The sequence below is a fragment of the Dyadobacter fanqingshengii genome (assembly GCF_023822005.2).
Classification (GTDB): domain Bacteria; phylum Bacteroidota; class Bacteroidia; order Cytophagales; family Spirosomataceae; genus Dyadobacter; species Dyadobacter fanqingshengii.
On record NZ_CP098806.1, the window covers coordinates 2,019,899 to 2,045,066 of the forward strand.

General features: G+C 48.1%; 19 protein-coding genes. 1 reads left to right on the plus strand and 18 read right to left on the minus strand.

The window, feature by feature from the left end:
- Positions 1-16: 16 nt before the first annotated feature.
- From NFI81_RS08170 to NFI81_RS08225, 11 genes are all read right to left on the minus strand, one after another.
- Complete coding sequence (locus NFI81_RS08170) at positions 17-1,168, minus strand: efflux RND transporter periplasmic adaptor subunit (protein WP_234612993.1); 1,152 nt, start codon at positions 1,166-1,168, stop codon at positions 17-19.
- 10 nt (positions 1,169-1,178) lie between these two features.
- The gene (locus tag NFI81_RS08175; RefSeq protein ID WP_234612992.1) at positions 1,179-5,540 is read right to left on the minus strand and encodes a CusA/CzcA family heavy metal efflux RND transporter; all 4,362 of its coding nucleotides are present in this window, start codon (positions 5,538-5,540) and stop codon (positions 1,179-1,181) included.
- 96 nt (positions 5,541-5,636) lie between these two features.
- Entirely contained in the window at positions 5,637-6,017 is a 381-nt protein-coding gene (locus NFI81_RS08180) for a hypothetical protein (RefSeq protein ID WP_234612991.1), read from the minus strand.
- 47 nt (positions 6,018-6,064) lie between these two features.
- Positions 6,065-7,624, minus strand: a complete 1,560-nt coding sequence (locus NFI81_RS08185; protein ID WP_234612990.1) for a glycoside hydrolase family 30 protein — start codon at positions 7,622-7,624, stop codon at positions 6,065-6,067.
- Between the two features lie 313 nt (positions 7,625-7,937).
- The gene (locus tag NFI81_RS08190) at positions 7,938-9,623 is read right to left on the minus strand and encodes a RagB/SusD family nutrient uptake outer membrane protein (protein ID WP_234612989.1); all 1,686 of its coding nucleotides are present in this window, start codon (positions 9,621-9,623) and stop codon (positions 7,938-7,940) included.
- Positions 9,624-9,635: 12 nt separating this feature from the next.
- Positions 9,636-12,779, minus strand: a complete 3,144-nt coding sequence (locus tag NFI81_RS08195; RefSeq protein ID WP_234612988.1) for a SusC/RagA family TonB-linked outer membrane protein — start codon at positions 12,777-12,779, stop codon at positions 9,636-9,638.
- A gap of 204 nt (positions 12,780-12,983) precedes the next feature.
- Entirely contained in the window at positions 12,984-13,613 is a 630-nt protein-coding gene (locus NFI81_RS26425; protein ID WP_275976845.1) for a response regulator transcription factor, read from the minus strand.
- Complete coding sequence (locus tag NFI81_RS08210) at positions 13,559-17,176, minus strand: two-component regulator propeller domain-containing protein (protein ID WP_234612987.1); 3,618 nt, start codon at positions 17,174-17,176, stop codon at positions 13,559-13,561. Before NFI81_RS08210 ends, NFI81_RS26425 begins: the two co-directional genes overlap by 55 nt.
- 18 nt (positions 17,177-17,194) lie before the next feature.
- Entirely contained in the window at positions 17,195-17,437 is a 243-nt protein-coding gene (locus NFI81_RS08215; protein ID WP_234612986.1) for a hypothetical protein, read from the minus strand.
- Between the two features lie 112 nt (positions 17,438-17,549).
- Positions 17,550-17,834: a hypothetical protein gene (locus NFI81_RS08220; protein ID WP_234612985.1), complete on the minus strand. Its 285-nt coding sequence runs from the start codon at positions 17,832-17,834 to the stop codon at positions 17,550-17,552.
- A gap of 120 nt (positions 17,835-17,954) precedes the next feature.
- The gene (locus NFI81_RS08225; RefSeq protein ID WP_234612984.1) at positions 17,955-19,430 is read right to left on the minus strand and encodes a glycoside hydrolase family 28 protein; all 1,476 of its coding nucleotides are present in this window, start codon (positions 19,428-19,430) and stop codon (positions 17,955-17,957) included.
- Positions 19,431-19,552: 122 nt separating this feature from the next.
- Here NFI81_RS08225 and NFI81_RS08230 point away from each other — a divergent pair, with 122 nt between their 5' ends.
- A complete protein-coding gene (locus NFI81_RS08230; protein ID WP_234612983.1) occupies positions 19,553-20,020 on the plus strand; it encodes a GNAT family N-acetyltransferase in 468 nt (155 codons plus the stop codon).
- Here the strand turns inward: NFI81_RS08230 and cobC are convergent.
- From cobC to NFI81_RS08265, 7 genes are read right to left on the minus strand one after another with little or no spacing between them, the layout of a single operon-like run.
- Positions 19,995-20,531, minus strand: a complete 537-nt coding sequence (cobC, locus tag NFI81_RS08235) for an alpha-ribazole phosphatase (RefSeq protein ID WP_234612982.1) — start codon at positions 20,529-20,531, stop codon at positions 19,995-19,997. The two genes, NFI81_RS08230 and cobC, sit on opposite strands and share 26 nt — an antisense overlap.
- Positions 20,516-21,307, minus strand: coding sequence for an adenosylcobinamide-GDP ribazoletransferase (locus tag NFI81_RS08240; protein WP_234612981.1), 792 nt, complete (start codon positions 21,305-21,307; stop codon positions 20,516-20,518). The genes cobC and NFI81_RS08240 overlap by 16 nt, the downstream gene beginning before the upstream one ends.
- Positions 21,304-22,323, minus strand: a complete 1,020-nt coding sequence (cobT, locus tag NFI81_RS08245) for a nicotinate-nucleotide--dimethylbenzimidazole phosphoribosyltransferase (protein WP_234612980.1) — start codon at positions 22,321-22,323, stop codon at positions 21,304-21,306. The genes NFI81_RS08240 and cobT overlap by 4 nt, the downstream gene beginning before the upstream one ends.
- Positions 22,320-22,847: a bifunctional adenosylcobinamide kinase/adenosylcobinamide-phosphate guanylyltransferase gene (locus NFI81_RS08250; protein WP_234612979.1), complete on the minus strand. Its 528-nt coding sequence runs from the start codon at positions 22,845-22,847 to the stop codon at positions 22,320-22,322. Before NFI81_RS08250 ends, cobT begins: the two co-directional genes overlap by 4 nt.
- Positions 22,844-23,425, minus strand: a complete 582-nt coding sequence (locus tag NFI81_RS08255) for a cob(I)yrinic acid a,c-diamide adenosyltransferase (RefSeq protein WP_234612978.1) — start codon at positions 23,423-23,425, stop codon at positions 22,844-22,846. The genes NFI81_RS08250 and NFI81_RS08255 overlap by 4 nt, the downstream gene beginning before the upstream one ends.
- A 5-nt stretch (positions 23,426-23,430) precedes the next feature.
- The gene (locus tag NFI81_RS08260) at positions 23,431-24,612 is read right to left on the minus strand and encodes an ABC transporter substrate-binding protein (RefSeq protein ID WP_234612977.1); all 1,182 of its coding nucleotides are present in this window, start codon (positions 24,610-24,612) and stop codon (positions 23,431-23,433) included.
- Positions 24,599-25,141, minus strand: a complete 543-nt coding sequence (locus NFI81_RS08265; RefSeq protein ID WP_234612976.1) for an AAA family ATPase — start codon at positions 25,139-25,141, stop codon at positions 24,599-24,601. Before NFI81_RS08265 ends, NFI81_RS08260 begins: the two co-directional genes overlap by 14 nt.
- Positions 25,142-25,168: the final 27 nt, after the last annotated feature.

The window sequence follows — 25,168 nt, forward strand, 5'->3', positions numbered from 1 at the left end:
GCAAATCAGCAGCTCCCTACCCGTCCTTTTCCGTGTTCTTAATCTTCATCAACAACGCATAAGCATTCTTCACAACCAGTTTGGTGCTATTGTCAATGCCTTTTGCTTCAATTTGCTGCTTGCCGTCGTTGATGACGCCGGGTTTTACGTGGATCATTTCGAAGTTGCCGCTTCCATTGTCTGTGAAAACGTAAAATTTATTTTCCCAGCGCACGAGCGCATCCTCGGGAACCGTGAGTGCTTTTTTATTGCTCACCGAAACTTCACCATTCATAAACATGCCCGGAACGAGCGTTGAACTGTATTTCTCAAAATGGCAATGCACTTCGGCCATCCTGTCCTGATCGAGGCTTTTTGTGATCAAAATAATTTCGGCCTGAAATCTTTTCGTTGGATCGCCATTGGTGAAAGCGGTTACGCGCTGGCCCACTGACAGTGCGCCCAAGTCTTTTTCAAACACATTCAAAACCAAATGAATGTCGCTGGGATTAACGAGCTCGAAAAGCATGTCCGTCGGCGCGGTGTATTTGCCGACATTCACATTGACTTTGGACACAAAACCATTGATAGGCGACTTAATAGAGACACTTTTGGAGATCTTATCCGCTTTGAGTTTAGCCGGATCAATGCCAATCACTTCCAGTTTTTGTCCCAATGCACTGGCGAGAATGCGCTGGGTTTCCATTTCTGCCCTGGCCTGCTGAAAAACCCGGTCGCTGCTGGCTTTGCTCGCATTCAGGTCGCGCTGGCGGTTGAATTCGGATTCTGCCAGGAGCAGCTTTTCTTTGGCGGTCAGGTAGTCCTGCTGGAGCTGGATGAACTGCATATCCTCTAACTCGGCCAAAACCTCACCCTTGCGTACATGCATGCCAGGGAGCATTTTGGTGGATTTCAAATAACCGCCCAAAGGAAAACTGAGGCTTATCGTGCTCTGCGGCGGCACGTCGATTTTCCCCTGCAGCGACAGCACGCCACTGATATTTTCAAATGCTGGCGTGCCCACTTCTATGCCCACGCTTTTCTGCTGGGCGTCGCTGACGGAGACAAATGTTTCACTTTGCGCCGGGTCAGCAGCGGCTTTTTCACTTTGGGCCGTTTCCGGTTGTTTTTCGTCTTTGCAGGCAAGCATGAGCAACATGCTCAGACAGATAATGGTGTGAATTTTCATTTGAATGTTCTTATAAGTTGTTCAGTTTCAACCAATCAATGACAGCCAGATTGTAGCTGTTCAACGCATTGATATACTCGTTTTTAATCGTGATCGCCTGGTCGGCGACGATGGCCCATTGCAGAAAATCAATGTCCCCTTCCTGGAATTGCTGGTCGGCGGTGGCAATGATCACGTTGGCATTTTTTAGTCCCTGCCCTTCATAATATTGGAGGCTTTGCTGGTATTTTCTGATCTGCTGGCTGGCATTATCGAGGTCATTCCGCACCTTTAAGCCGATCAGGTCCGACTGATTTTGGTTCCTTTCCCAATCGAGCTTTGCAGCGGCCACACGAGCATTTTGTGCTTTAAAAAACAACGGAATGCCAATGCCTGCGCTCACATAACCAAATCGTTTTCCAGCTCCATAAGTAAGCTCCTGACCTCCCACCATCTGCGGACCGATCAGCGTTTGATTGTTGTAGCCGACCGTAATGTCCGGCAGCAGTTTTGACTTTTCTGTTTGCCAGCGATATTGGGCAGCATCCTTCTGATGGCGCGCCAGTTCCATTAACGGGAGTTCGCGGATGGCAGCAGAATCGGATGCGATCAGCGGATCATTTATTTTGGGCTGATCCGCCTTTGGTATGTAGGTTTTCGAATCCTGAACAAAAAAATTAAACTGCCTCACAGCGATTTCGAGGTCATTATTGATCAGGTTCAATTGATTGGTTATTTGCTGCCTGCGCGATTCTGCCGCCGTTTTTTCCAAAACATTGGCAGCTCCTTTTTCAAACCGGAGATTGGATTTAGTTTCAAATAACCGGTAAACACTGTCCGCATAAGTGAGCAACCGCTTTCGTTCGGTGAGGGAAATGTATTCGAAAAACAATTGACGCACATTGGCGCGGATTTCCTGTTCCGTAAGCCTCGTATTGGCCCTGGAAGCCAGGAAGTTCTCTTCCAGCAACTTCCGCTGATTGGCATAAACACTCGGGAAATTGAATGTCTGGCTGATCCCGATGCGGTTATCATTGTTAATGCTGTTCACTTTTCCATAATCCGCACTGATGTTCGTTTTGGCAATGTCGAACGAACTGGATTGCAGGCGCTCACTCGCTTTTTCACCCAGCCGGTCGCTTTTTGCCTGTAAGTTTTTTTCCAATGCAATTTTTACGGCGCTGTCCAGGTCAATGGGCGTTTGTGCGGTTTGAGAGAAACTGGAATGGCCAAAGAGCATTAGCAGCAATATTAGGACTGGTTGAAGTCCTTTGATTTTCACTTTTTTATCAAACAACAAATACAAACCCGGCAGCACAAAAAGCGTAAGTAATGTTGCGCTGATGAGTCCGCCGATCACCACCGTCGCGAGTGGACGCTGCACTTCGGCACCTGCGCCATTGCTCAATGCCATGGGTAAAAAACCAAGCGAAGCCACAGCCGCCGTCATTAACACAGGGCGCAGCCGGTTGCGCGTGCCGGTCATCACCACTTGCAATGCATCCTGGATCACGCCCTCTTTCCGGATTCTGTTGAACTCGGAAAGCAGCACAATGCCATTGAGCACCGCCACGCCAAACAATGCAATGAAGCCAACACCTGCCGAAATGCTGAAAGGCATCCCGCGCAAAGCAAGCCCGAAGACACCTCCGATCGCAGAAAGCGGAATGGCTGTGTAGATCAGCAAGCCGTCTTTTACCGAAGAAAAAGCGAAATAGAGCATGATGAAAATCAATAGCAGTGCGATAGGAACGGCGATGATAAGCCGGGCTTTGGCTTGTTGTAAATTCTCGAAAGCCCCGCCATAAGTAATGCTATAACCAGCTTCAAACTTCATTTTCGCATCCACTTTCCCTTGCAGCTCCTCCACAATCGACTGCACATCCCGGCCCCGTACATTGAAACCAACAATAATGCGCCTTCGTGTATTTTCGCGCTGGATCTGGTTCGGACCTTCCACTTCCTGAATGCTGGCAACCTGATAAAGCGGGATTTGGATGCCTCCCGGTGTGGTAATAAGCAGGTTTTGAACATCATTGATATTTCTGCGACCTTCATTACCGACCCGCACGACGAGATCAAATTTCTTTTCACCTTCATAGATCTGTCCGGCGGCGGCTCCCGCGAAAGCGGCATTAATGGTGCGGTTCACGTCGTCAATGTTCATGCCGTATTTGGCAATTTCGTCTCGGTTAAATTCGATCACAACCTGTGGCATGCCGGTCACTTTTTCGATATACCAGTCCGCTGTCCCGTCAACGGTTTTAGAAATGCTTCCCAGTTGCTCGGCATAGGCGGCGAGCTTGTCGAGGTCTTCACCGAATATTTTGCAAACCACGTCCTGCTTGGCGCCGGTCATGAGCTCGTTGAAACGCATTTGCACGGGATATTGAAATCCGGTTGTGACGCCGGGCATTACTTCCTGTGCCGTGGCGGCCATTTTGCTGGCCAGATCCGGGAAGGTTTTAGCACTTTTCCACTCCGATTTGTCCTTTAACACAATAATCATATCACCGCCTTCAATCGGCATCGGATCGGTGGGGATTTCTGCGCTTCCGATGCGGGAGACTATTTTTTCGACCTCGGGATAATCGGCTTTCAGTTTCTCGGAAATGACTTTGAAGGCATCGATGGTTGTACTCAGGTTGGTCCCGACGAGCAGCCGTGTTTCCGTTGCAAAATCGCCTTCTTCAAGTTGCGGGATAAATTCTCCGCCCATTTGCATAAATAAAAACACCGCGAAACCAAACAATGCAAATGCCGAAATCACAAGCGTTTTCTTGATCCTTAATGCGCCGGTTAACAGCCGGGCGTAACCATTTTCAAGGCGCGTCATCATGCGGTCGGAGAAGTTAGGTTTATGAACAATTTTCTTGCTGATCAACAATGCGCTGATCATGGGAATGTAGGTCAACGATAAAATGAATGCGCCCATCACCGCAAACGCAACAGTCTGTGCCATAGGCTTGAACATCTTTCCTTCAATTCCGGAAAGGGAGAGAATGGGCAAGTAAACGATCAGAATGATGATCTGGCCAAAAACCGCAGCATTCATCATCCGCGAGGCCGAACCGGTCACTTCTTCATCCATTTCAGCTTGGGAAACCCGTTCTACATTCACATATTTTTTGGAAAAATGCATGTGATGCAAAATGGCCTCAACAATGATCACCGCGCCATCCACGATCAGCCCGAAATCCAGCGCACCCAGGCTCATCAGATTGCCGCTCACGCCGAAGAAATTCATCATGGTGATGGCAAAAAGCATGGATAACGGGATCACCGACGCCACAATGAGTCCGGCGCGCAGGTTTCCCAGGAACAGGACCAGTATCAAAACCACAATCAATGCGCCTTCCAAAAGATTGTGTTCAACTGTCCCGATGGCATTATCAACCATTTTGGTACGATCCAGAAATGGCTCGATTTCCATTCCCTCAGGCAATGTTTTTTGAATTTCGGCCACGCGTAACTTCACGTTTTTGATCACTTCGGAAGAATTCCCGCCTTTCAGCATCATTACAATCCCGCCCGAAAGCTCGCCCTTGCCTGCCATTGTGAGCGCACCATAACGGATCGCCGAACCCAGCCGCACCTCCGCCACATGACTGATCAGCACCGGCGCTCCGTTGCTATTATTTTTCACCACAATCTTGCGAATGTCGTCCATCGAACCTGCAAGTCCGACACTGCGTATGTACATCACAGTTGGACCCTTCTCTATATACGCACCGCCTGTATTCTGGTTGTTTCGGCTCAATGCGGTGAACACATCACTGATCGAAAGGTTAAGTGCTTTCAAGTTTGCCGGGATCACGGCTACTTCATATTGTTTGAGCTCGCCGCCAAAAGTGGAAACGTCCGCAACGCCCGGCGTGCCCAGCAGCTGCCTCCGCACAATCCAGTCCTGTGTCGTGCGGAGGTCGGCCAGGGAATACTTTTTCTCGAACCCGTCTTTCGGTTTCAGTACATATTGATAAATTTCCCCAAGCCCGGTTGTTGCGGGTGCGAGCTGCGGCGTATTGGCATCCTCGGTTATTTCAACTTGCGAAAGCCTTTCCGTAACCTGCTGCCGGGCCCAGTACACATCGGATGCGTCATCAAAAACGATGGTGATGAGCGAAAGCCCGAAACGGGACATGCTGCGACTCTCTTTCAGGCCGGGAATATTGCTAATGGCCTGTTCGATGGGAAAAGTAATCAGGCGCTCCACATCTTCGGCGCCCAGTGACGGCGCGGTGGTGATCACCTGCACCTGGTTATTGGTAATGTCGGGAACGGCATCTATAGGTAATTGGGTCACTTCATATGTGCCGTAGATCACCCACAGCAGCATGAATATCCCGATTACCAGTTTGTTCTTCACAGAGAACCGGATAATTTTATTCAGCATATCGAATCATAATAAATATATAGCAAATGAGGCCATATGCGCCCTATGGAGCACAAACGGTGTTCAGGATCAGCAATCCGTCACATTGATATATATTTAAACTCGGGGCGGGCGGAAAAGAGAACCCAGCGTTGTACTATACGCAACCTGAGGCTGGTCGGGGCCGTAATCGGCTTTGATAATGGGTTGTGAATTGTGCATGAATGTGAATCGTTCCGGATGGGCGACGAAGAAGAAATTGACGTGATGCATTTCAATTTTCTTGAAAGGCAGCTGCATATCTTTTTCGTCATCATTGTCGTCCAGATCTTCACCCCAGTAATGCATGGAAAGGAAGTCGACAAAGCTCACATTCTGATCCAAAGATTGATGTTCAAGAAAATGCTTAATCAGCGACGGCGCTTTCATGACCTGATACAAAGATGTTGTATCAAGAATGACAATCGCCAGGAGCATATTTCGGATAAACCTTTTCACGGCCTAAAACTAACCCCCGACGACTGTATTCACAAGGAAAATGATTTTTATTGCGCTAGCCGGCCCACAATCGTTACAATGCTCTTTGCCTCCACGGTCACCGGACTTCCCGCATGAACGGGGCTTAATTCGAGGTCTGAGGTGGCCGAGGTTTTATAGATTTTCATGTTTGAAAGCTTGTAACCTGGCAAATCAAGCGCAATGTCGGCTGCTTTTTGCTGATCATTGATGATGACGGTTACGAGCTGGTTGTCGGTATTTTTATAGGAAGAAATCAATAAACCCTCGCTGGCTGAGGATGCAGAAACTTCGGTCCTGACTGCTCCCGGACGGACGAAGCGGCTGTAATTACCGAATGCCCACAGCATTTTGGAAGATTGATAGCTGCCGTCCGTTTTGTTTTTGTCAATATAAATAAGGCCGTCTTTGTAGTTATAAGGCGAAATGGCTATCCACCAGTGCCAAGCGGAAGCGCTGGCATTGACGAGATCATTGTGGATCACTTTGGCAATGTAAATGCCTGCTCCAATCCCCAGATCGCGGCCGCTCCCATTGATCTCTCCTTCATTATCCCCTAAAATGCAATATTCCGACATCCAGTATTTCAGCCCCGGCGTGGTTTGCAATGCCTTGGCAATTTCCTGTCTTTTTGAAGCAGCCTTGCTGTAAGGCGAAGTGGTGAAATAGCTGTGACCGGAAATGGTTTGGGTTAAGTTAGGCAGGTTACCAATGTAATCGGGTGATGTTTTATCAAAAAATGCATAGATCTGGTTGCCTCTGCCCTGTTTATTGAATTCCGAATAGAGATAATCGATCTGTCCGGCTTCGGCAATGTCGATTTTTGTAGGTAATTTATTTTTGATCAATGATGCGCTCAGCGATTTTGCAATGCCTGCGATTTCGTTGTTGAAGAACGGTGTGCCTTCCTGCCCGCCATCGCTCCAGTCCCACTGCGGCTCGTTCACAGGGCTAATGTGGTTGAACGTAATCCCCGTCTTTTCGCGAACGCCGCTGACAACATTGGCCATAAAATTACCGAACTTATCAAAATGCTCAGCCGTTAAATTGGGCTTGCCGCCATTGGCATAACCCTTTTTATTCACCGTATACTGCACCGGCGGACTGTTTGGAAACGCAAGAAATTCACTCACACCGCGCTCTTTCGCAGCTTTCAGAAACCAGATCTGCCCGGCTTGCTTATTCCAGTTATAAGTGCCATCATTATTCAAAAACGACTCAGCACGCCGCCATACATCCTTGATCCCGCTGGCATCGCCCTGCTCAGCCGTTCCCGCGCCAATGTTGAAACGCCATAACGACAACCCAATGCCTTTCGGCTTCCCATTCCCCAGCGTATCGCTGCTGAAAAGCAAATCCGCAATCCCGTTCCTCTTAACATCCGGCCAGTTACCCACAAACTGGCACGACCAGGCGTCGGAGGCTCCGAAATGTTCGATAGTTTGGAAGGTTTTAGCGGGGTTAATGGTGATGGTTATAGGCTCCGCTTTGCCGCCAGGCCCGTTGACAGTGCCCGGCGTTGCTGAGGAGCAGGATGTTAGGGTTAATGCAAAGAGAAGGGTTGATAGGAGTTGTTTGGTTGGATTCAAGGTTTTGTTGGTTTTTGGTTTGGTTAGGTGGTGAATGACGTTGTGGTTGCCCTTCGACCGCCCGGCGGCCCGGTCCGCTCAGGGTGACAGGTCAAAGGGACATGGTGCTAGCTGGTGGCTTGGTGGATGCCCTTCGGCTCCGCTCAGGGTGACAAGGCGGCCTGCTTGTCACCCTGAGCGGAGCCGAAGGGCATCCACTAAGTCGCTGGCAAGCACAACCCCAAAGGCGGTCGAAGGGCTAGCACTAAGACGCAGCTAGCACAACGCCCTTATTCAGCCGAAGCGTTAATCCGACGTAGCGGCTAGCACTACGTTAATACCCCGGGTTTTGTTCCAGCTTGTTGTTCGAAGCCTGGATCTCGGCCCTTGGGATTGGCAGCCAGTATTGCTTATCGGTGAATGCTTTTCCGGTTAGGGCTTCCTTTACTTTGTAAGTAAATGCATTGCCGCTTTTACCGATCTCGATGCCGTTTGCCGGTGCATTCTCGGTTACGTTGGCGATTTTCCAGCGGCGGACGTCGTAGAAGCGGTGCTCCTCGAAGGCCAGCTCGATGCGGCGCTCGTTGCGGATTTTTTCACGCATTTGGGCTTGGGTTAACCCCGCTTTTAAAACCGGCATCATTACGCCCGGACGTCGCCTTACCGCATTGATCGCCGCGTAAACAGATGCGTCGGGTCCTACGGCTTCGTTTTGTGCTTCTGCGTAGCTGAGCAATATTTCGGCGTAACGGAAATAGATCCAGGTTTGTGTTCCTGCAACGTCCCACGGGTTATCGATCGGCAGGGCATCATTCATGAATTTTTTCAGGTAATAACCTGTCTTGGAAGTGTTCCAGTTGGACGGGCCGTCTTTGCTGTCCTTGCCACCGGGTGTGAATGTTTGAATGGTGCTTCCCCGGTAAGTCGCTCCGTTGTAAAGGACTGTTTCATAAAAACGCGGGTCGCGGCCTTTGTACGGATCTTGCGGATTGTAGCTGGTCCCGGTTTCTGTGATCTTTGTGCCGTCCATCATTTCGTAATCGTTTACCAGATTTTGCACCGGCACATTACCGCCCCAGGCATTGTAGCTGTTTGGGCCGTTGGCTATTTCCAGGCACACATGGCGCGCTCCCTGCGCATAAAGACGGCCAAAAATGATTTCTGAATGGTCACTCACTGTGAAAATTTTGCCATAACCGCCTGTATACAAGCTGTATTTATTCAAATCCATCACGGCTTTGGAAGCCGCAGCAGCTTGCGCCCAGGTTGCCGCATTGTACAATGGGCTCGCACCGTAAAGCAACAATCTCGCTTTCAATGCCATAGCAGCACCTTTGGTGGCGCGACCCAATTTCCAGGAACCGTTGTCATTGTCTTTTGGCAAAAGTGCACTTGCTTCGTCCAGCTGCGCAACTACATATTCAATGCCCGCTTTGATTTCCGAACGGTTAAAAAGATCCTGACTTGTGAGATCGTCTCCCAACTCGTATACTTTATCACCGAGCAACACCACTTTACCATAATTACGGATCAGGTCGTGATAGCGGAATGCGCGCAAGAATTGCAGCTCACCTTTCAGTCTGTCTTTTTTCCCCTGGCTCATTGGAACTTTGTCCACATTGGCCAGCGCGTAGTTGATCTCACGGATGCTTCTGTAACTTCTGCCCCATAGCGTTCCTGCGATCCCTGTGTTTTCAGGAGCAAGCTGTCCGCGCTGGATCACCCAGGTGTTGTCATCGTTATTGTAAATGGATTCGTCCGTCAGCGACGACCACATGGCATATTCAAAACCACGTCCGAAGCCAGGCAATGTGCCTTCGGCTTCTTTGTCGGTGAGGCGCGTGCCCATGTAGCGGTTGATGACAAAGGATTCGAAAAGAACCGAGTCGGATAAAATGGATGCATCGGAAACACGGTCGGTAGGCACCACATCCAGAAAATTCTCCTGGCAAGCAACAACCGCGAGCCCGAAAGCTCCGCAAACGGCCGTGATGATTATATTTTTTATTTGCTTTATCATTTCAATATTCAATTAAAACTTAATGTTCAAACCCAGGTTCAAGATCCTCTGCTGCGGATAAAACTGTCCGCTGGTGTTATTTCCTTCGGGATCATAATCTTTCACACCCGTGATCGTGAAGAGGTTAAATGCGCTGGCGTAGATTCTGAGGGACGCAATTTTAATCTTCGACAATGCGTCTTTTGGCAATGTATAACCCACTTCAATGTTTTTCAAACGCACAAATGATGCGTTGTCCAGCCAGAACGTGTTGGCATAAAGCCCCCCGTTGATGGAAGAAGAAGCGCGCGTATCAACACGTGGATAAGAACCTTCCGGGTTGCTTGGGCTCCAACGATTGTCGGCCCAACTGCTGTAAAAGTTTCCTACTTGTCCCGATTCAGGAAGCACATACTGGCTTACCATGCCCTGGCCTGAGAAAACAACCGATGCGTCAAATGCCTTGTAACCCCCATTCAAGACCAATCCATATGTCAGTAAAGGCACATTTCCGTAAGGCGTTCTGGTCTGGTCGTCGGCTGTGATTTCGCCATCGCCGTTATAATCTTCCAGGATCAGGTCACCCAATTGTGCGCCTTTCAGGTGCGGATATGCGTCCAGATCTGCCTGCGTGCGGAAAATGCCGATCGAGTTGTACAGCAAATTGGTGTAAAGCGGCCCGCCTGTCTGACGCTGGTAATCCAGTGTTCCCGGCGCTTCGTCCATAAATACAACCTTACTTTTGGCATAGGTCACATTTCCAGAAATGTTGTAGCGGAATGTTCCTGAGTGATTATAACCCAATGTGGCTTCAAAACCAGAGCTATTCACCTTTCCAATGTTCTGATCCGGCACCAAAGGTGTGTTATCGGTGGTTTTAAACGGATTCACAATTCCGGAAGTGTTTGGAATAGAGGCGTTTCTTGCCGCCAGGATATCGGACCGCTTTTGTTGGAAATAAATAACTTCTAAGCTGAAATTTTTGAGGATAACAGCATTAAGCCCAATGTCCATTTTCTTAGCTACTTCCCATGTAATGTTTGGGTTAGCGAGCTTGGTAAGGTCAATGCCAGGCGTGATTACATTGGAACCAAGCACATATTGGTTTACAAAAGAATAGTTGTTGTAATACTGGAATTGGCCAACGTTATCATTACCCAGCGAACCGTAAGAAGCACGGATTTTAAGATCATTAATAAAATTCACGCTGTTCTTGAACCAATCTTCTTCCGAAATACGGTAACCGGCTGATATAGAGGGAAAAAAGCCGAATTGTTTTCCTTTCGGAAATACGGAAGAACCGTCGATACGGGCCTGCACTTCGGCCAGATATTTTTCGCTGAAGTTGTAAGCGATACGGCCTATCACGCTCTTACGAGTGAAATTATAGCTGCTTCCGGAGTTGTTTTTGTCCGTGGCTGCCGCGCCGCCCTGTGAAAGTTCAGGCGTTGAAACGGTCGGGTAATTGATGCGGGACGCGTCAAATTTCACCTCGTTACGCTTGTTTTGCTCATAAGCCACAAATGCATTCACGTTATGGTTACCGAATTGTCTCAAAAAGCTCATCCGGATGTTCTGCGTGACGTTGGTAATGTTCAGCTGGGATTGCGTCAGGGACGCAGCTCCTGCCGAGCCGCCTGTCACCACAGCATTGTAAGCGCCTGTATCGCCGTTGTAGTTGTAAAGCGTGTAAGGTGTGCTGAAATTTTTAGAGAAATTGAAAGATTTATCCACTGAGAAAAATCCGTCCACAGACAATCCCTCTACAAAAGGCAGGTCATAACTTCCGCGAAGTATCCCGTTAAAAACGGAAGTCGGGTTGTTGATCGTTCCGCCCATATCTTTTCCCAGCACCACCGGATTGCTGTTTTCTACGCCTGTGGAGTAAAATCCGTTCGGGTAGCGCGAAATGACGGTTGGATAAGCGCGGTAAATGGAGCGGAATGTGTTCCCAGCAGAAGAAATCGGAAATTGACGGTTTTCCTGGCGTCCTGATACCGAAAGGCCTACTTTGAAATCCTTCGTAACATTGGCGTCAATGTTTGAGCGGAAGTTATATTGCTTGTATTTCGTTGCGCCGTTTTTGTATAAACCATCCTGATAAATCGTCCCCAGCGACACATAATATTTTACATTCTCCGTCCCGCCGTTAATGCCCAGATTGTGCTGATTTTGCAATGCAAATTTATTCAGGGTCTCCTTTTGCCAATCCGTATTCGGGTAATTCAATGGATCGGACCCGTTCCTGAATTTCTCGATTTCCTCGGCTGTATAAAACTGGTTCATGCCGCCGGCAGGATTGTTATAATAGTCGATCTCGTTCAGGATGTTCGCATAAGTTGGTGCATCAGCCAGGCCGGGAAGCCTTGTCGGGGATGAGAAACCTTGGTTGAAACTGTAAGAAATGACCGGCTTTCCGGTTGTCCCTCTTTTGGTGGTTACCAGGATAACGCCGTTCGCCGCGCGACTGCCGTAAACGGCGGCAGAAGCATCTTTCAAAATGGAAATGCTCTCAATGTCATTTGGATCCAGACGTTCCAAACCGCCAACCTGACCAGGAATTCCGTCCACTACGACCAGCACATCGTTATTTCCAGTTGATGCGAAACCGCGGATGGTGTAACTGGAACCGTCATAACCCGGCTCCCCGCCCCTGTTATTGGCAACAAAACCAGAAAAGCGGCCTGCTAATGAGTTCGAAAGGTTTGGCTGCGGGCTTTTTACAATGTCTGCGCCTTTCACTTCTGAAACAGACCCCGTTAAGGTTGCCTTTTTCTGCGTTCCGTAACCTACCACCACAATTTCTTGCAATGTTTTGTCATTGGTCAGCAATTTCACCTCAATATCGCTGCGGTTTGCCACGGCAACTTCCTGATTGATATAGCCAATGTAAGTAAATACCAGTGTGCCGTTCGGATCAGAGATGCTGAGTGAATATTTACCGTCTGCGTCGGTTGTGGTTCCGGTGGATGTTCCTTTCAAGATCACGCTTGCACCCGGAAGCGATTCTCCGTTTTCAGAAGTAACAGTCCCTTTCACCACAAATGCATTCTGCGCAAAACCGCAGAGCGACATCATTGCCAGGAAAAGAGTCAGCCGGATATGCCGCCACATCCTGGCCTCGATTCCGCTAAACACCACAGGCAACGCCCACCTTCTTCGAAAAGATTTCTTCATAAATCAATGGTTAAATAATTAAGGTAATTGGTTGTCATTACAAAAAGCCGGTCAGCCGTTTTATGAATTGACCAATCAAAAGTATGATTATTTGTATTTGGCAGGCGGGGGTCATTTTCACATTAAGAAGGGGGTATATCAATAAAAAATGCCCGATCCATGAGAAATCGGGCATTTGAAAAAGAAATTTTGAAATTGGATCGACTAATTGTCCAATTTATTTTGAAAAACACCTCGGTTAACCTGGAAATTTTCGTGGAATGGGTTGCGGTACTTTTTGACATATTCCGATGGCTTCATTTCAAAAAGCTTGTGGAATTGTTCCCTGAAATACTTGATATCATTGATTCCAACCTGATAAGCCACTTCCGAAATGGTGATGTCCGTCGTGATCAAAATTTGAGCAGCGCGGCGGAGGCGAATGAAGCGGATGAAGCTGTTGGTGGACTGGCCCGAAATAGATTTGATGCGGTTATATAATGTCGAATGGCTCATCCCGATTTCGGCAGCGAGCACCTTAATGGAAAAGTCAGGATCGGTCAGATGGTTTTCAACGACACGGATGCATTCTTTCAGAAACTCCTTGTATTCCGACGAAATCTTGAAGTCGTTTGCCTGCAATGTGATTTCGTTGTAAAAATATCTTTGCAGATCATTCCGGCTTTTCAGGATCGCATCCACCCGTGCCACGAGCAACGCTTTGTCAAATGGCTTGCTAATGTAATCGTCCGCGCCGCCTTCAATGCCTTTCAACCGCGATTCCTGGGAAGTGCTGGCTGTCAGCAGATAACCGGAATGTGGCTCAATGTCAAGTCCCTTTTGATCTGGCCGCACATCTCAATCCCGCTGATACCATCCATGAAAACATCGCTGATGACAATGTCAGGCAAATGTTTTCTTACCAGCGCGATGCCATCTTCGCCATTCTCTGCCTGCAAAAGCTTAAATTTTCCGGTAAATGCCTGGCCAATATATTGCCTGATATCCGCGTCGTCTTCCACGATCAGCATGGTTTTGATATCGGAGCTAAGCTCTTCCACAACCATTTGATGTTTGGAAATAGCAGATGAGGTAAGTAAAGTGCCGTCTTCCGAAAGTTCTTCCAAAAGCACGGAATTCCCTTCCTCGCCGCTGAACGGCCGATCGGTCGTCAATAATTGCGGATGCGCTTTCCATAATAAAACCGTGAAAATAGTGCCGCTCCCTGAAATTGATTCATAGTGAATGGTTCCAAAATGGCTTTCAACGAAGGTTTTGGTCAAATACAAACCGATACCGAAGCCGCCTTTGGAAGGAAACCGGCCATCCTGAAACTGGTGAAATACAGAAAAAATGCTATCGCCTGCATTTGCCGGAATGCCAGGACCCGAGTCACTGACGGTGATCTGCACTTGTTCACCCATTTCAGTGATTTCCAGTTTCACATTTCCATTTTTTGGCGCGTATTTGACTGCATTTGAAACAAGGTTAAACAGCGCAATTTCTATTTTTTCCCGGTCTGCGATCAATTCCAGATCCTCGTTCGGGCTCACAAACTGATAGTTAATGTGCTTTTGCTCAGCCTGATGCGTAAAACAATGAAAAACTTCAAGCGCCAATTTTGTAATGTTCTGAACGGCCGGGTTCAGCTTGTCCGCTTCCCTGTCCGCTTTTCTGAAAAGCAGCAGCTGATCCACCATACTTAGCAGCCGTTTTGCATTGCGATACACAATGTTAAGGCTATTCTGATCGGGGTGGCGGTTCTCGGCTTTGAGTAATAATTCTTTTACGGGGTTGATAATCAGGGTTAACGGTGTGCGGAATTCATGCGAAATGTGTGTAAAGAAAGCCAGTTTCTTCTCGTTCAGTTCTTTCTCTTTCTGGGTCTCAAAGTGCGCCATCTGCACTTCATATTTCAACCGCGCCTGCCGGATCTTATATTGCTGGTAATAGTAGATAATCAAGCCTGCAACAGCCATATAGAGCAAATATGCCCACCAACTCTGATACCAGGGCGGCAAAACCCGCACATGCAGGCTAGCCACATTCTCAAACCAAATGCCATCCTGATTGGCAGATTTCACTTTAAAATAATAATCGCCCGGCGGCAGATAACGGTAAGTCGCCGACCGCTCGTTTTGAACGTAGTTCCAATCCATATCCAACCCTTCCAGCTTGTAAGCGAAGCGGTTACGGTCGGGATATGCATAGTTTAATGCAGTATATTGAATGGCAAAAACAGATTGACTGGGCTGCAAAATGATCTCCTTCTGATCAGCAATCTGCTTTTCAAGGATGATTTTGCCATCTTTTTTGGCACCCACTGCTACATTTTGCCCGAACAGTTGCAGACCGGTGATCATTACTTTGGGTTCGTAGGCCGAAGGCTTGATGTCAGCCGGAGAAAAGAGGTTCCAGCCTTCGGTTCCGCCAAAAATCATCGCTTTTTTACGCTCTATATAAAGCGCCGAATTGGGATTGAACTGCCCGCCCTGCAATCCATTGCTCTGGTCGTAATGATCGATCTGCATGTTGGAAAGATTAATCCTGGACAAACCTTTGTTTGTGCTAAACCAAATATTATCAACGCTTTCTGCCTGAATCGCGTAAATGACATCATTCGCGAGACCATTCTTTTCAGTGAAATGCCGTGTTGTGCCGTTTTTCGTGTCAAAGATCAAAAGCCCGTTTCCCTCCGAGCCGATCCACAACCTGTCTTTTGCGTCATAAAGCAGTGAAAATATGATGCGGTTCGACAAGTAACCCGCTTTGCCCGGCTCATTGAAAAACGACTTGAACTGCATCGTGCTAACATTCAGATAATTCAGCCCGCCGCCATAAGTGCCGATCCAGAGATTTCCCTTTCCATCCTCTTCTATCGCCCGCACATCGTTGGAATTGATGCTGCTGTTTGTGGTCACAAAATTCTGGAATGTGCCTTTTTTACGATCGAAAAGAGCCAGTCCACCCCCATTGGTCCCGACCCACAGATTGCGTTTCCGGTCTTCATAAATAACCCGAACATCGTTTTTGCTAAGGCTCGCCGGGTTTCCGGGGATATTGGCAAATTGTTTAAAGGAGTCTTTCGCGGGATCATATTGGAAAAGGCCGCCGGAATAGGTGCCAAACCATAAATTGTCATCCCTGCCGCGGTGTGCCGCGATGACCGCCCCGTCCGAAAGCCCGCCCGGCGCATTGCTAACCGCATAATGCTTCACTGTTTCACCCGAACTTTTGGTTTTGTAAATGCCGTCCCCGTCCGTTCCCAGCCACAGAAATCCATCCTTATCCATGCACATGCCGTAAAAACGCAGGTAACTTTCGGCCCTCGAATCCTGGATTTTCTTCTCAAAACTTCTGAATTTCTCGGGAATACTGCTGATCAGGTAAACGCCCTCGCCGTAAGTTCCGAGCCAGATATTGCGGTCGGCATCCATGTAAATAGACTGGACCGAACGCTGTGTAATGCCTTCGTTTTTTGAATTATTGACCTTCTCAAAAGCATAAGCTTCCGGCTTCCGATCCGTCAGTTGCGTGAGGTCCAGGCTGTAAAGTCCGCCGTCCTGCACGCCTACGAGCAGTTGCCCGCGATGGTTTTCCAGTAGTGAAAGATATATATCGCTTCGGTGGTTTCCGGGCAAATGTAAATTGTAGAACCTGGACTCATTTCGTTTGAATAAAATCAAACCCCTGGCCGACGCAATCCAGACATTACCTAAATGATCCTCATAAATGCTGTTGATTCGCGTGGAAGGGACATTATGCAAGTCCAGGCTGGCTTTGGCAAGCTTCCTGTTTTTATCCACCTTAAAAACATCAATCCCCGATTCCCGTGTCCCCAGCCATAGCAGGCCTTTGGAATCTTCAAATGCATTAAGGATCGAATTGGTGTTGAGATTTTTGAGGTTTTGCTGATTGTAATAGGTAAATTTCTGAGCCTTTTTATTGAAAAGAGCAAATCCGGCGCCGTTTAATGAGATCCAGAGGTTGCCATCCCGCGCCTGGGAAATGTCGCTTACATCTGTGCCCGCGCTGCCTTTGTCCGGCATTGGCGTGTGGCGTTTGAAAATCTCTTTTTCGGATATAAACTCGTTCAGGCCGTTGCGGGAACTGGTCCAAATAGTACCGTCCTGATCGCGGAACACCGATTTGACGTAATTGCCAGAAAGACTTTGCTTGTTATTGGGGCTGTTTTTAAAGACTTTAAAAGAAGTGCCGTCGAACCGGTTGAGACCGTCGCCGGTTGCAAACCACATCAGCCCTTGTTTATCCTGAACAATGCTGTTTACAATGCCGAAAGACAGACCTTCTTTTAAGGAATACCGCAGCACCCTTCCACTCTCAGCAGCTAAAACCGGGAACATGCCCAGGCAGGATAAACCCAGGCCAATTAATGTTTTCAGGAACGTTCCCTTCATTTTTAAGTCACTCGCAGTTTACTTCAACCAACCCGCCTCTTTTGCCAAAAATAGCAATTCAATAACTACGATAATGCCGGTCACAGCGAAAACTGCATATTTGATCTTGTCCCTTTGGCTGATCGGCGCTTTCGGCTGCTCGACTTTTTTTTCAACCACCACTTTTTCAACAGGTTTCCTCATCAGCGGTGCATCCGCCCCGAGTTTCGCCTTATGAAGCTCAAACAATTCCCTGCGCTTTTCCTCTAGATTTGAACTCATAAACCAAAATGTTTTTTAACCTAACAAATGGATTGTCAATGTTTTGTAAAAAACGTAAACATTTATAATTAATTGAAAAAAAATGTGGGTTATTTCTCGTTAAAAAGCATTATTAGTGGCTAAATGAAGCCTCTGTTTCAAGTACATCGGCTAGCTGATCAATTAGTTCGTTTGCCTCGTAGTAGTACTGCTGCTCATTTAGGATGCCTTGATTGTAGCGCACCAGCAAATTATCCAGATCGGCTTTGATCTGTCTGCGCTGGCGTTTTTCCGGCAAGCGCGGAGGGATTCGGTGCACCACGCGTTTGCGTTTCGGTCTGAAAAGATCGACAATATGGCTTAGTAAGAAGAAGCTGACGCCCACGATCAGCACACCCAAAAGGTCCAGGAGTATCATCGCATAGCAATTACGCGCCTTGTCAGGCTATCCGTATCTATTAGATTAACAATTTACAGTTAATGATGCGATATCTCAACCATTTGGCGTCAAAGAAGATAAAAAATATAAAATTTATTTTCACTTCGCCTGGTTAACGGCCTTGCTTTTTTCTGTTGTGATCAAATGAACATTTTTGAATTGAATGTTATCACCGTCCGTCAGTTCCATGCCTGATTCGGCGGTAATGACCATATTTTCTATCACAATGTTCCTGATCGGCATTTCGGCAAGCCCCCGGATGAACACGCCCTTGGCGGCGCCATTGCAGACAATGTTTTCAAAATGCATATCCCGGAAAACTGGCGTCCCCTCGTTCACCACTTCCCGCATATCGCGTGCGCCGTCCGTTGCAAACTTTACGAAATAGAATAAATCAAAAAATATCGCTTCCTGAGCGATGTCTTTCATGTAAATGTCCTTTGCATAGATCTTTTCCACAACACCTCCGCGTCCGCGCACGGATTTGAAGCGCAGGCCTTTGTCGGTGCCCATGAATGTGCAGTTTTGGACAAAAATATTTCTTGCGCCCCCGCTCATTTCGCTGCCTACCACAAAGCCGCCGTGCCCGTTGTAAACAATGTTATTCCTGATCAGGCCATTTTCTGTGGGCATGCCGCGTTTCCTGCCTTCTTCGTCTTTGCCCGATTTGATACAAATGGCGTCGTCACCCACGTCCAGCGTGCAGCCTTCGATCAGGAAATTTTTGCAGGATTCGATATCCATTCCGTCGCCATTATGCGCGTATTCCGGGTTTTTTACACGCACATTGCGGATGGTCAGGTCCTGGCACATGAGCGGGTGGATGCACCAGGCCGCTGAGTTCTGAAATGTCACACCTTCCAGCAACACTTTTTTACAGTTGTTGAAAACCACAAGGTTGGGCCTCAGAAAATCCTTCATATCCGCAAAATCCATTGGCGTTTTGCCCGGTGTCAGCAGCATACTTTTATTTTCGGTGCTGGCTTTCTTGAATTGCTCGCTGGGATACCACGTTTTACCGTCATCTTTGAGAACACCCCCGGAAGCAATTTTCTCTTTCCACTGACCTTCTGTTAACTGACTTTTGTGAACCGCCCTCCAAACGTCACCATTGCCATCCACGATGCCTTTGCCCGTTACCGCAACATTTTCAAGATTGATGCCGGAAATGGGCGATTGATTCCTGGCAGCACTTTTGCCCTCATAAAAACCTTCCGTAAGCGCATATTGCGTTTTATCCGGCGTGAAAAGCAGCGTCGCATTCTCGCTTAAATGCAGGTTAATGTTGCTTTTCATGACAATCGGGCCCGTCATCCAAAGTCCCGCGGGCACCATTACAACGCCCCCGCCCCGCTTACTCACCGCATCAATCGCCTTATGGATCGCGGCTGTGTTCAGCGTGTGACCGTCGGGCAGTGCCCCGTATGCCGTTATCCGAACCGTGTCACGCTTAAAAACGGGCTGCTGAGCTTTTGGAAGGTTGGTCCAGCTATAATTTTCCCCGGTTTGCGCTGCTGCTTCCAATGAACAAAGTGCCAGAAATGCGATGGGTAGGAAATGTTTTTTGAATGTCATAAGGGTAATTTTATGGGGCTGAATCATGATTGTAAATATTTTCAGCTCGCCCGAATAGTTTGCAGTTGATTTCCTGAGCAATTTTGCTTCTGTTTACAGGACTAGAAAACAACGCGATCACCATGAACGTCATCTATAAATTAGCCGAAACGGACGAGGAATTTGAGCAGGCCAGGGAGCTTTTCACTGAATACGCCAATTCGCTGGACATTGATCTTTCATTCCAGAACTTCACCAAAGAACTTGAATCCGTCCGCCAGCAATATTACCAGCCTACCGGAGCCCTATTACTCGTTTATAAAGATATTCAGCTCGCAGGTTGTGCTGGAATCAGGCGATTGGATGACGATACATCGGAACTAAAACGCATGTATGTTCGCCCAGACTTCCGGGGATTTGGTCTCGGGAAAAAATTATTGGATAGAGCCATTGCAACAGCGGCCGCGCTGGGTTATAAAAAGATCCGCCTGGACACATTAAGCAGCATGACCAAGGCGCGAAATCTTTACGAATCCTCTGGTTTTGAGCCTATTGATCCTTATTATTTTAATCCGATCGAAGATACTATTTATATGGAACGGGTGATTTGATGTGGAAAATCTGTCCAAAACCAACCTTGATGTCAAAAATCCCGGTCATATCCATTCCTCGGTGCATAGCCAGCAAAATCCTGACCACACCTGCATGCGTGATGATGGCAACATGATCTGCACTGTTGTTTATTAATTCATTCCAAAAAGCGCATAACCGCTCTTGCATTTGCAGCATGCTTTCGCCCCCGGGAATGCAGACATGGACAAAGTCATCCATCCAGATCTGCAATGCATCCTGATCAACTGTATCCCAGGTTTTCCCTTCCCAATCGCCGAAATGAAGCTCACGCAGGCGCTCGTCGACAATAACCTCGCCAGTTAATGCAGCAGCTAGTTTCACGCAACGCATTGACGGACTGGAATATACCCGATCAAATTTGACGGTCAATTGTTTTTTAACACTGTTAACTTCTTCTAAAAAGGTCTCAGCCAACGGAATTTCTGACCAGCCATAAATCTGGCCGGGTGCGACAAGCGGTGTAGTGTGGCGGATCAGATAAATTTCCAAAGTGCAGTGAGTGAAAAGTAAAAAGCAACCTCGCCAACTTGCTGGATGGCTCCCAGGCAATCTCCTGTATAACCTCCGATCCATCTTTTGAAATAGCGAGCCATCAGAATCGTAAGCGTGGCAGGTAAAATGCAACAAATTAAAATAAATGGCGTCCGGCTGATCCATGCGAGTGTAACGAGCGGGATGAGCGCGAAAACAAAGCTTGTTGCCACGCTGCTCCTACTCACCGAATACGCCACGGGTTTCGCCTTACTGTCCTGATCGGGCCGTGCGTAAGGCTGCGTCAGAATAATAAAGACGGGCATTAAGCGGCTCCAAGCGTGCCCAGCGATCAATATGAATATGAGTATTTTAAAGTCATTTCCATGCTGTAATGCCAGGTTATTCAAAAGCATAAACTTCAAGGCCAGCATCATCATTAACCCCACTGAACCATAAGTTCCCACGCGGCTATCCTTCATAATTTCCAGGATCTTATCGCGCGTCCACCCGCCTCCGAAGCCGTCGCAAACATCAGCAAATCCATCTTCGTGAAAGGCGCCGGTGGTGAAAATGGCTGCGATCATGGATAACAACAGACCGATGGAAATGTTGGTCAGATATGCTCCTGCCAGCCAGGAAATGCCAGCAATAATGCCTACTAGCCAGCCAATTAACGGTAAATATCCGGTTGCCTGACTCAGGTTCTCAGGTCTGTAAAGCACCCAGCGCGGAGCGGGAATGCGGGTGTAAAATTGTACGGCGGTAAAGAAAAGCGTGAGTTGCCGTTTCATAAAGATTTGTTGCTGACACCCGCGCTTTCAAAGCTTGCCATATCATTAAAAAACGCCACTGCGCTTTGCAAGATCGGATAAGCAACCGCGCAGCCTGTGCCTTCGCCCAGCCGCATTCCCAAATGCAAAACCGGCTCAACTTTAAGATGTCGAAGCAAACATTCGTGCCCTTTCTCCGTGGATTCGTGGCAAAAAATGGAATACTCCGAAATAACAGCATTCATCCGAAAGGCACACAAATAGGCCACAGAAGCAATAAACCCGTCCACCATAACGATCATTCGCCGATCAGCCGCTTCCAGCATTGCCCCGCACATCATCGCAATTTCAAAGCCGCCGAATGTTTGCAGCACGGACAACGGATCACTGCCGATATCCGCATGGTTTTGCATTGCCTCACGAAGGATGGCCAGCTTGGCAGATAGTTGTTCATGTTTCAAACCAGTGCCCTGGCCCACACAATCCTCCAACGGCACATCCAATAACTTGCTCATAATCAGCGAAGCCGACGAAGTGTTTCCAATGCCCATTTCGCCAAACCCGATCACATTGCAACCGGTCGCCTGTACGCGGGCAACGATCTCTCTTCCACGTCGCAGGCATTTATCAAGTTCAGCTGCCGTCATGGCCGGGCTAAGCAGGAAGTTTTTCGTGCCAAAACCCACCTTCGCGTCCATGAGCTTTTCATTTTTACCAAAATCATAATCCACCCCGGCATCCACAACCTGCAACGTAATGCCATTCTGCCTGGTAAAAACATTGATCGCGGCGCCTCCGTGGATGAAGTTCAGCACCATCTGTGCCGTAACCTCCGCCGGATAAGCGCTCACGCCACTCGCGGCAATGCCGTGGCTCGCAGCAAAAACGATGATATGAGGTTTAATAAGCTCAGGAGTCAATGTCCCTTGGATGCTGGCGATTTGAAACGCCAGTTTTTCCAATGTCCCTAATGCGCCCTGCGGTTTGGTTTTAAAATCAATTTTACGCTGGATCTGATCTGCAAATATTACATTCATGGCTTTATTGTTTGACTTGATTTCTTTAAACATAATGGCAGCCCGGAAACCATAAAAATGGCCTCCTCCGCCTTGGAAGCCACATATTGATTGGCCCAACCCTGCAAATCGGTAAACTTTCTGCCCATTTCCGTCGCGGCGTGTACGCCCATTCCGATCTCGTTGGAAATGATGATGAATGTGCCGCTCAAAGCCAGCAATCCATCTATTTCGGCTTTGAATGCGATCAGCGTTTTTTCAATGTCCTCTTCGTAAATGATAAAGAGGTTGGTGAGCCATAGTGTTACACAATCGATAACCGCTACGCGATTTATAATCGGCAGTAAATGAATGTTCCGCTCGGCCTCAATGGAAGTCCATTCCGGCCCGCGCTCCTGCTTGTGACGCGCTACGCGCTCCGCAAAATCTTCATCCCAAACCTTTGCTGTCGCCACATAAACAGGCTCCGGACTAAGTTTCAGGGCCATTTCCTGCGCGAAGTTGCTTTTCCCGCTCCGTGCACCGCCGCTGATGTAAATGATCATTTTTCAGCCGTTTTGAATCGCTTGTATAGAAACAGTTGCCATTTTTCCTCAGCCACGCCTGCCTTATCCATTTCTGCACGGGCTAATGTGAAAAACAGGTCGGAAAGGCGGTTAATGTAAGCAGGGATCGCCTCGTTCACTGCATCGGTTTTGATCAGCGACACCAGTCTCCTTTCGCCGCGCCGCATCTGTGTGCGTATCATGTGGCATAGTGCCGAGATCTCGTTTCCGCCCGGCAGCAGGAAATAATCCGAAGGCGAAGTCATAGCTGCTTCCAGATCATCGATCCAATTTTCGCAAAATGCCGCACCATCCGCCGGCATCGGGTTTGTATTCTCCTTTTTCGCGTCAGATGGCCGGGCCAGATGCGACATCATATCCATCAGATCTTTCTGGATTTTGTGAAGGCTGGGCTGCCATTCATGGTCATTTCCCAATTTGACCCGCATTAATCCGATCGTAGAATTGACCTCATCCAGCGTCCCGATGCACTCAATGCGCACATTATCCTTTGGGACCCTGCTCCCGCCAAATAGCCCTGTCGTTCCTTTGTCTCCTTTCTTGGTGTAGATTTTCATGGTCTTTATTTAAGTTTTTGATAATAAAATAATTCATGGTCGGGCAGCAATTCGGGATGCAGGATTTTAATTAGATCTGCCAGAACCAGGTGCGGGTTTACCGCTCCCGACTCCCAATAATCGTTCGCACCGTTGGCGGCTTGTCGTTTGTTGTGCGTAAAAACATTTCCGTTTTTGAATGCACGGAAATCGGCATAGCGCTGATCTTTATCCAGCAGTTCCTGCTTCGTTTTTAGGCCCAGTATACCCACATTCAGCCAGAAATCTGCACTAAGAGCAACCGGATAAACGGTTTCGAAGTTGAGCGCCAGGCTTCCCGTTGACTGGGTATCCGCCCAATGATAATGCGCACCGGCATCCTGGAAAAACCTGCAAACGTAACCGCTGCCACTCGGCACAAACCAGGCGTCTTTCGAATTCAAACCTGACACCAAACTGGGCTTGATTTTGCTGCTTTTCGCCAGTTCTGCCAGTCGGGCATACTCCCTTTCCGACTCCCCGAATTTCGTATTAACTTCTGCTTCCTTATTCAGCAATGCGGCCATCAGTTTCACCCATTCGGCGCGGGCCAGCGGCGTTGTTTCAATCCATTCCGAGTTCACCATTACCGGAATTCCAGCCTGTTTGAGCGATTGGTAGCGATTAATTTTGGAAACCGGACTCCCTATCGCCATCACCAGGTCCGGATGCATCGCAATGAGCAGCTCTTCGTTCAGTCCCTGGTCTTTTCCCACTTCCTTAATGTCGCCCGACTTTATCCGCGCCCGGATCTTTTCGGACGAAACGTAGGTGAGGTTTCCCATGCCCGTAACTATGTGCTCGGCTCCCAGAAAACCCACCAATCCAATGTGCATGGAGGACATCGGAACCAGGCTTTGAATGGGAATCTGGATGATTTGCGCATGAGCGTAACCCGCGGGTTTTGGCGTGCCGCGCTGCAAAAGCACAAAACGCATGGTATCCGTGCTATTCTCAAACGGACTCATGATTTTGACCAGCTTGAAATTTTTATGGTAGTCGATGGTAAAACCCTTCGCATGCCTGATCACGACTTTCTCCTTAAATAGCGCCGGGCCTTCATAGCCCGACTCGCCTTTCTCATAGAGCGTTGAAGAGGAGCTGCAAGCGGCCAGGAAGCCCACAAGAAATCCAATGCAACATTTTGATGAATAGTTACTTATATTCAATACGTTCAAGTTTTGTTAAAGTAAATGCAACACGTTGTTCGACCGGTGCCAAGGGCAGTTCGATCATCTGGTAACCTAGTTCGTCATATACATTTTTGATTTCCGAATACAAAGCTTGGGCTTCGCTGAAAGTCTGCCAGCGCTCACTGTCATTGACATAAATATCCGCCCAGGGCGGCGCAATGACGACATTTGAGTCATATCGGTATTTCTTTGCCATAACCATGAAATCGTCGTCAACGGAAATGCCCCCAAAGCGCAGATAAGCAATGATATCGGGAATGCCGCGATCAAAAAATGTCAATGATCTGTCCGAAGCAACGTGGTAGTCAGCAATCATTTTATCCAGACAGCTCTTGGCAAAACAAGCCAGGTTTTTCCAGGGAACACATTGCGAATTGGCTGCAACCTGGCCACGTATCAACTCCCGCGAGACTTCCTGAATGCAAGGAAATCCAGCCTCTCTCAACGCCTCCAATAAACTCGACTTCCCCCCTCCCGGCCCCCCAGATATTATAATCCTCCTCATGCTATTAAAATTATCTTCACCCATTTC

Coding starts and splice junctions, on each gene's coding strand:
- NFI81_RS08265 (WP_234612976.1), bottom strand. CDS start 25,141: ATGAGGAGGATTATAATATCTGGGGGGCCGGGAGGGGGGAAGTCGAGT.
- NFI81_RS08230 (WP_234612983.1), top strand. CDS start 19,553: ATGAACGTCATCTATAAATTAGCCGAAACGGACGAGGAATTTGAGCAG.
- NFI81_RS08215 (WP_234612986.1), bottom strand. CDS start 17,437: ATGAGTTCAAATCTAGAGGAAAAGCGCAGGGAATTGTTTGAGCTTCAT.
- NFI81_RS08175 (WP_234612992.1), bottom strand. CDS start 5,540: ATGCTGAATAAAATTATCCGGTTCTCTGTGAAGAACAAACTGGTAATC.
- cobT (WP_234612980.1), bottom strand. CDS start 22,323: ATGAATGTAATATTTGCAGATCAGATCCAGCGTAAAATTGATTTTAAA.
- NFI81_RS08225 (WP_234612984.1), bottom strand. CDS start 19,430: ATGACATTCAAAAAACATTTCCTACCCATCGCATTTCTGGCACTTTGT.
- NFI81_RS08210 (WP_234612987.1), bottom strand. CDS start 17,176: ATGAAGGGAACGTTCCTGAAAACATTAATTGGCCTGGGTTTATCCTGC.
- NFI81_RS08190 (WP_234612989.1), bottom strand. CDS start 9,623: ATGATAAAGCAAATAAAAAATATAATCATCACGGCCGTTTGCGGAGCT.
- NFI81_RS08250 (WP_234612979.1), bottom strand. CDS start 22,847: ATGATCATTTACATCAGCGGCGGTGCACGGAGCGGGAAAAGCAACTTC.
- NFI81_RS08220 (WP_234612985.1), bottom strand. CDS start 17,834: ATGATACTCCTGGACCTTTTGGGTGTGCTGATCGTGGGCGTCAGCTTC.
- NFI81_RS08240 (WP_234612981.1), bottom strand. CDS start 21,307: ATGAAACGGCAACTCACGCTTTTCTTTACCGCCGTACAATTTTACACC.
- NFI81_RS08255 (WP_234612978.1), bottom strand. CDS start 23,425: ATGAAAATCTACACCAAGAAAGGAGACAAAGGAACGACAGGGCTATTT.
- NFI81_RS08195 (WP_234612988.1), bottom strand. CDS start 12,779: ATGAAGAAATCTTTTCGAAGAAGGTGGGCGTTGCCTGTGGTGTTTAGC.
- NFI81_RS08170 (WP_234612993.1), bottom strand. CDS start 1,168: ATGAAAATTCACACCATTATCTGTCTGAGCATGTTGCTCATGCTTGCC.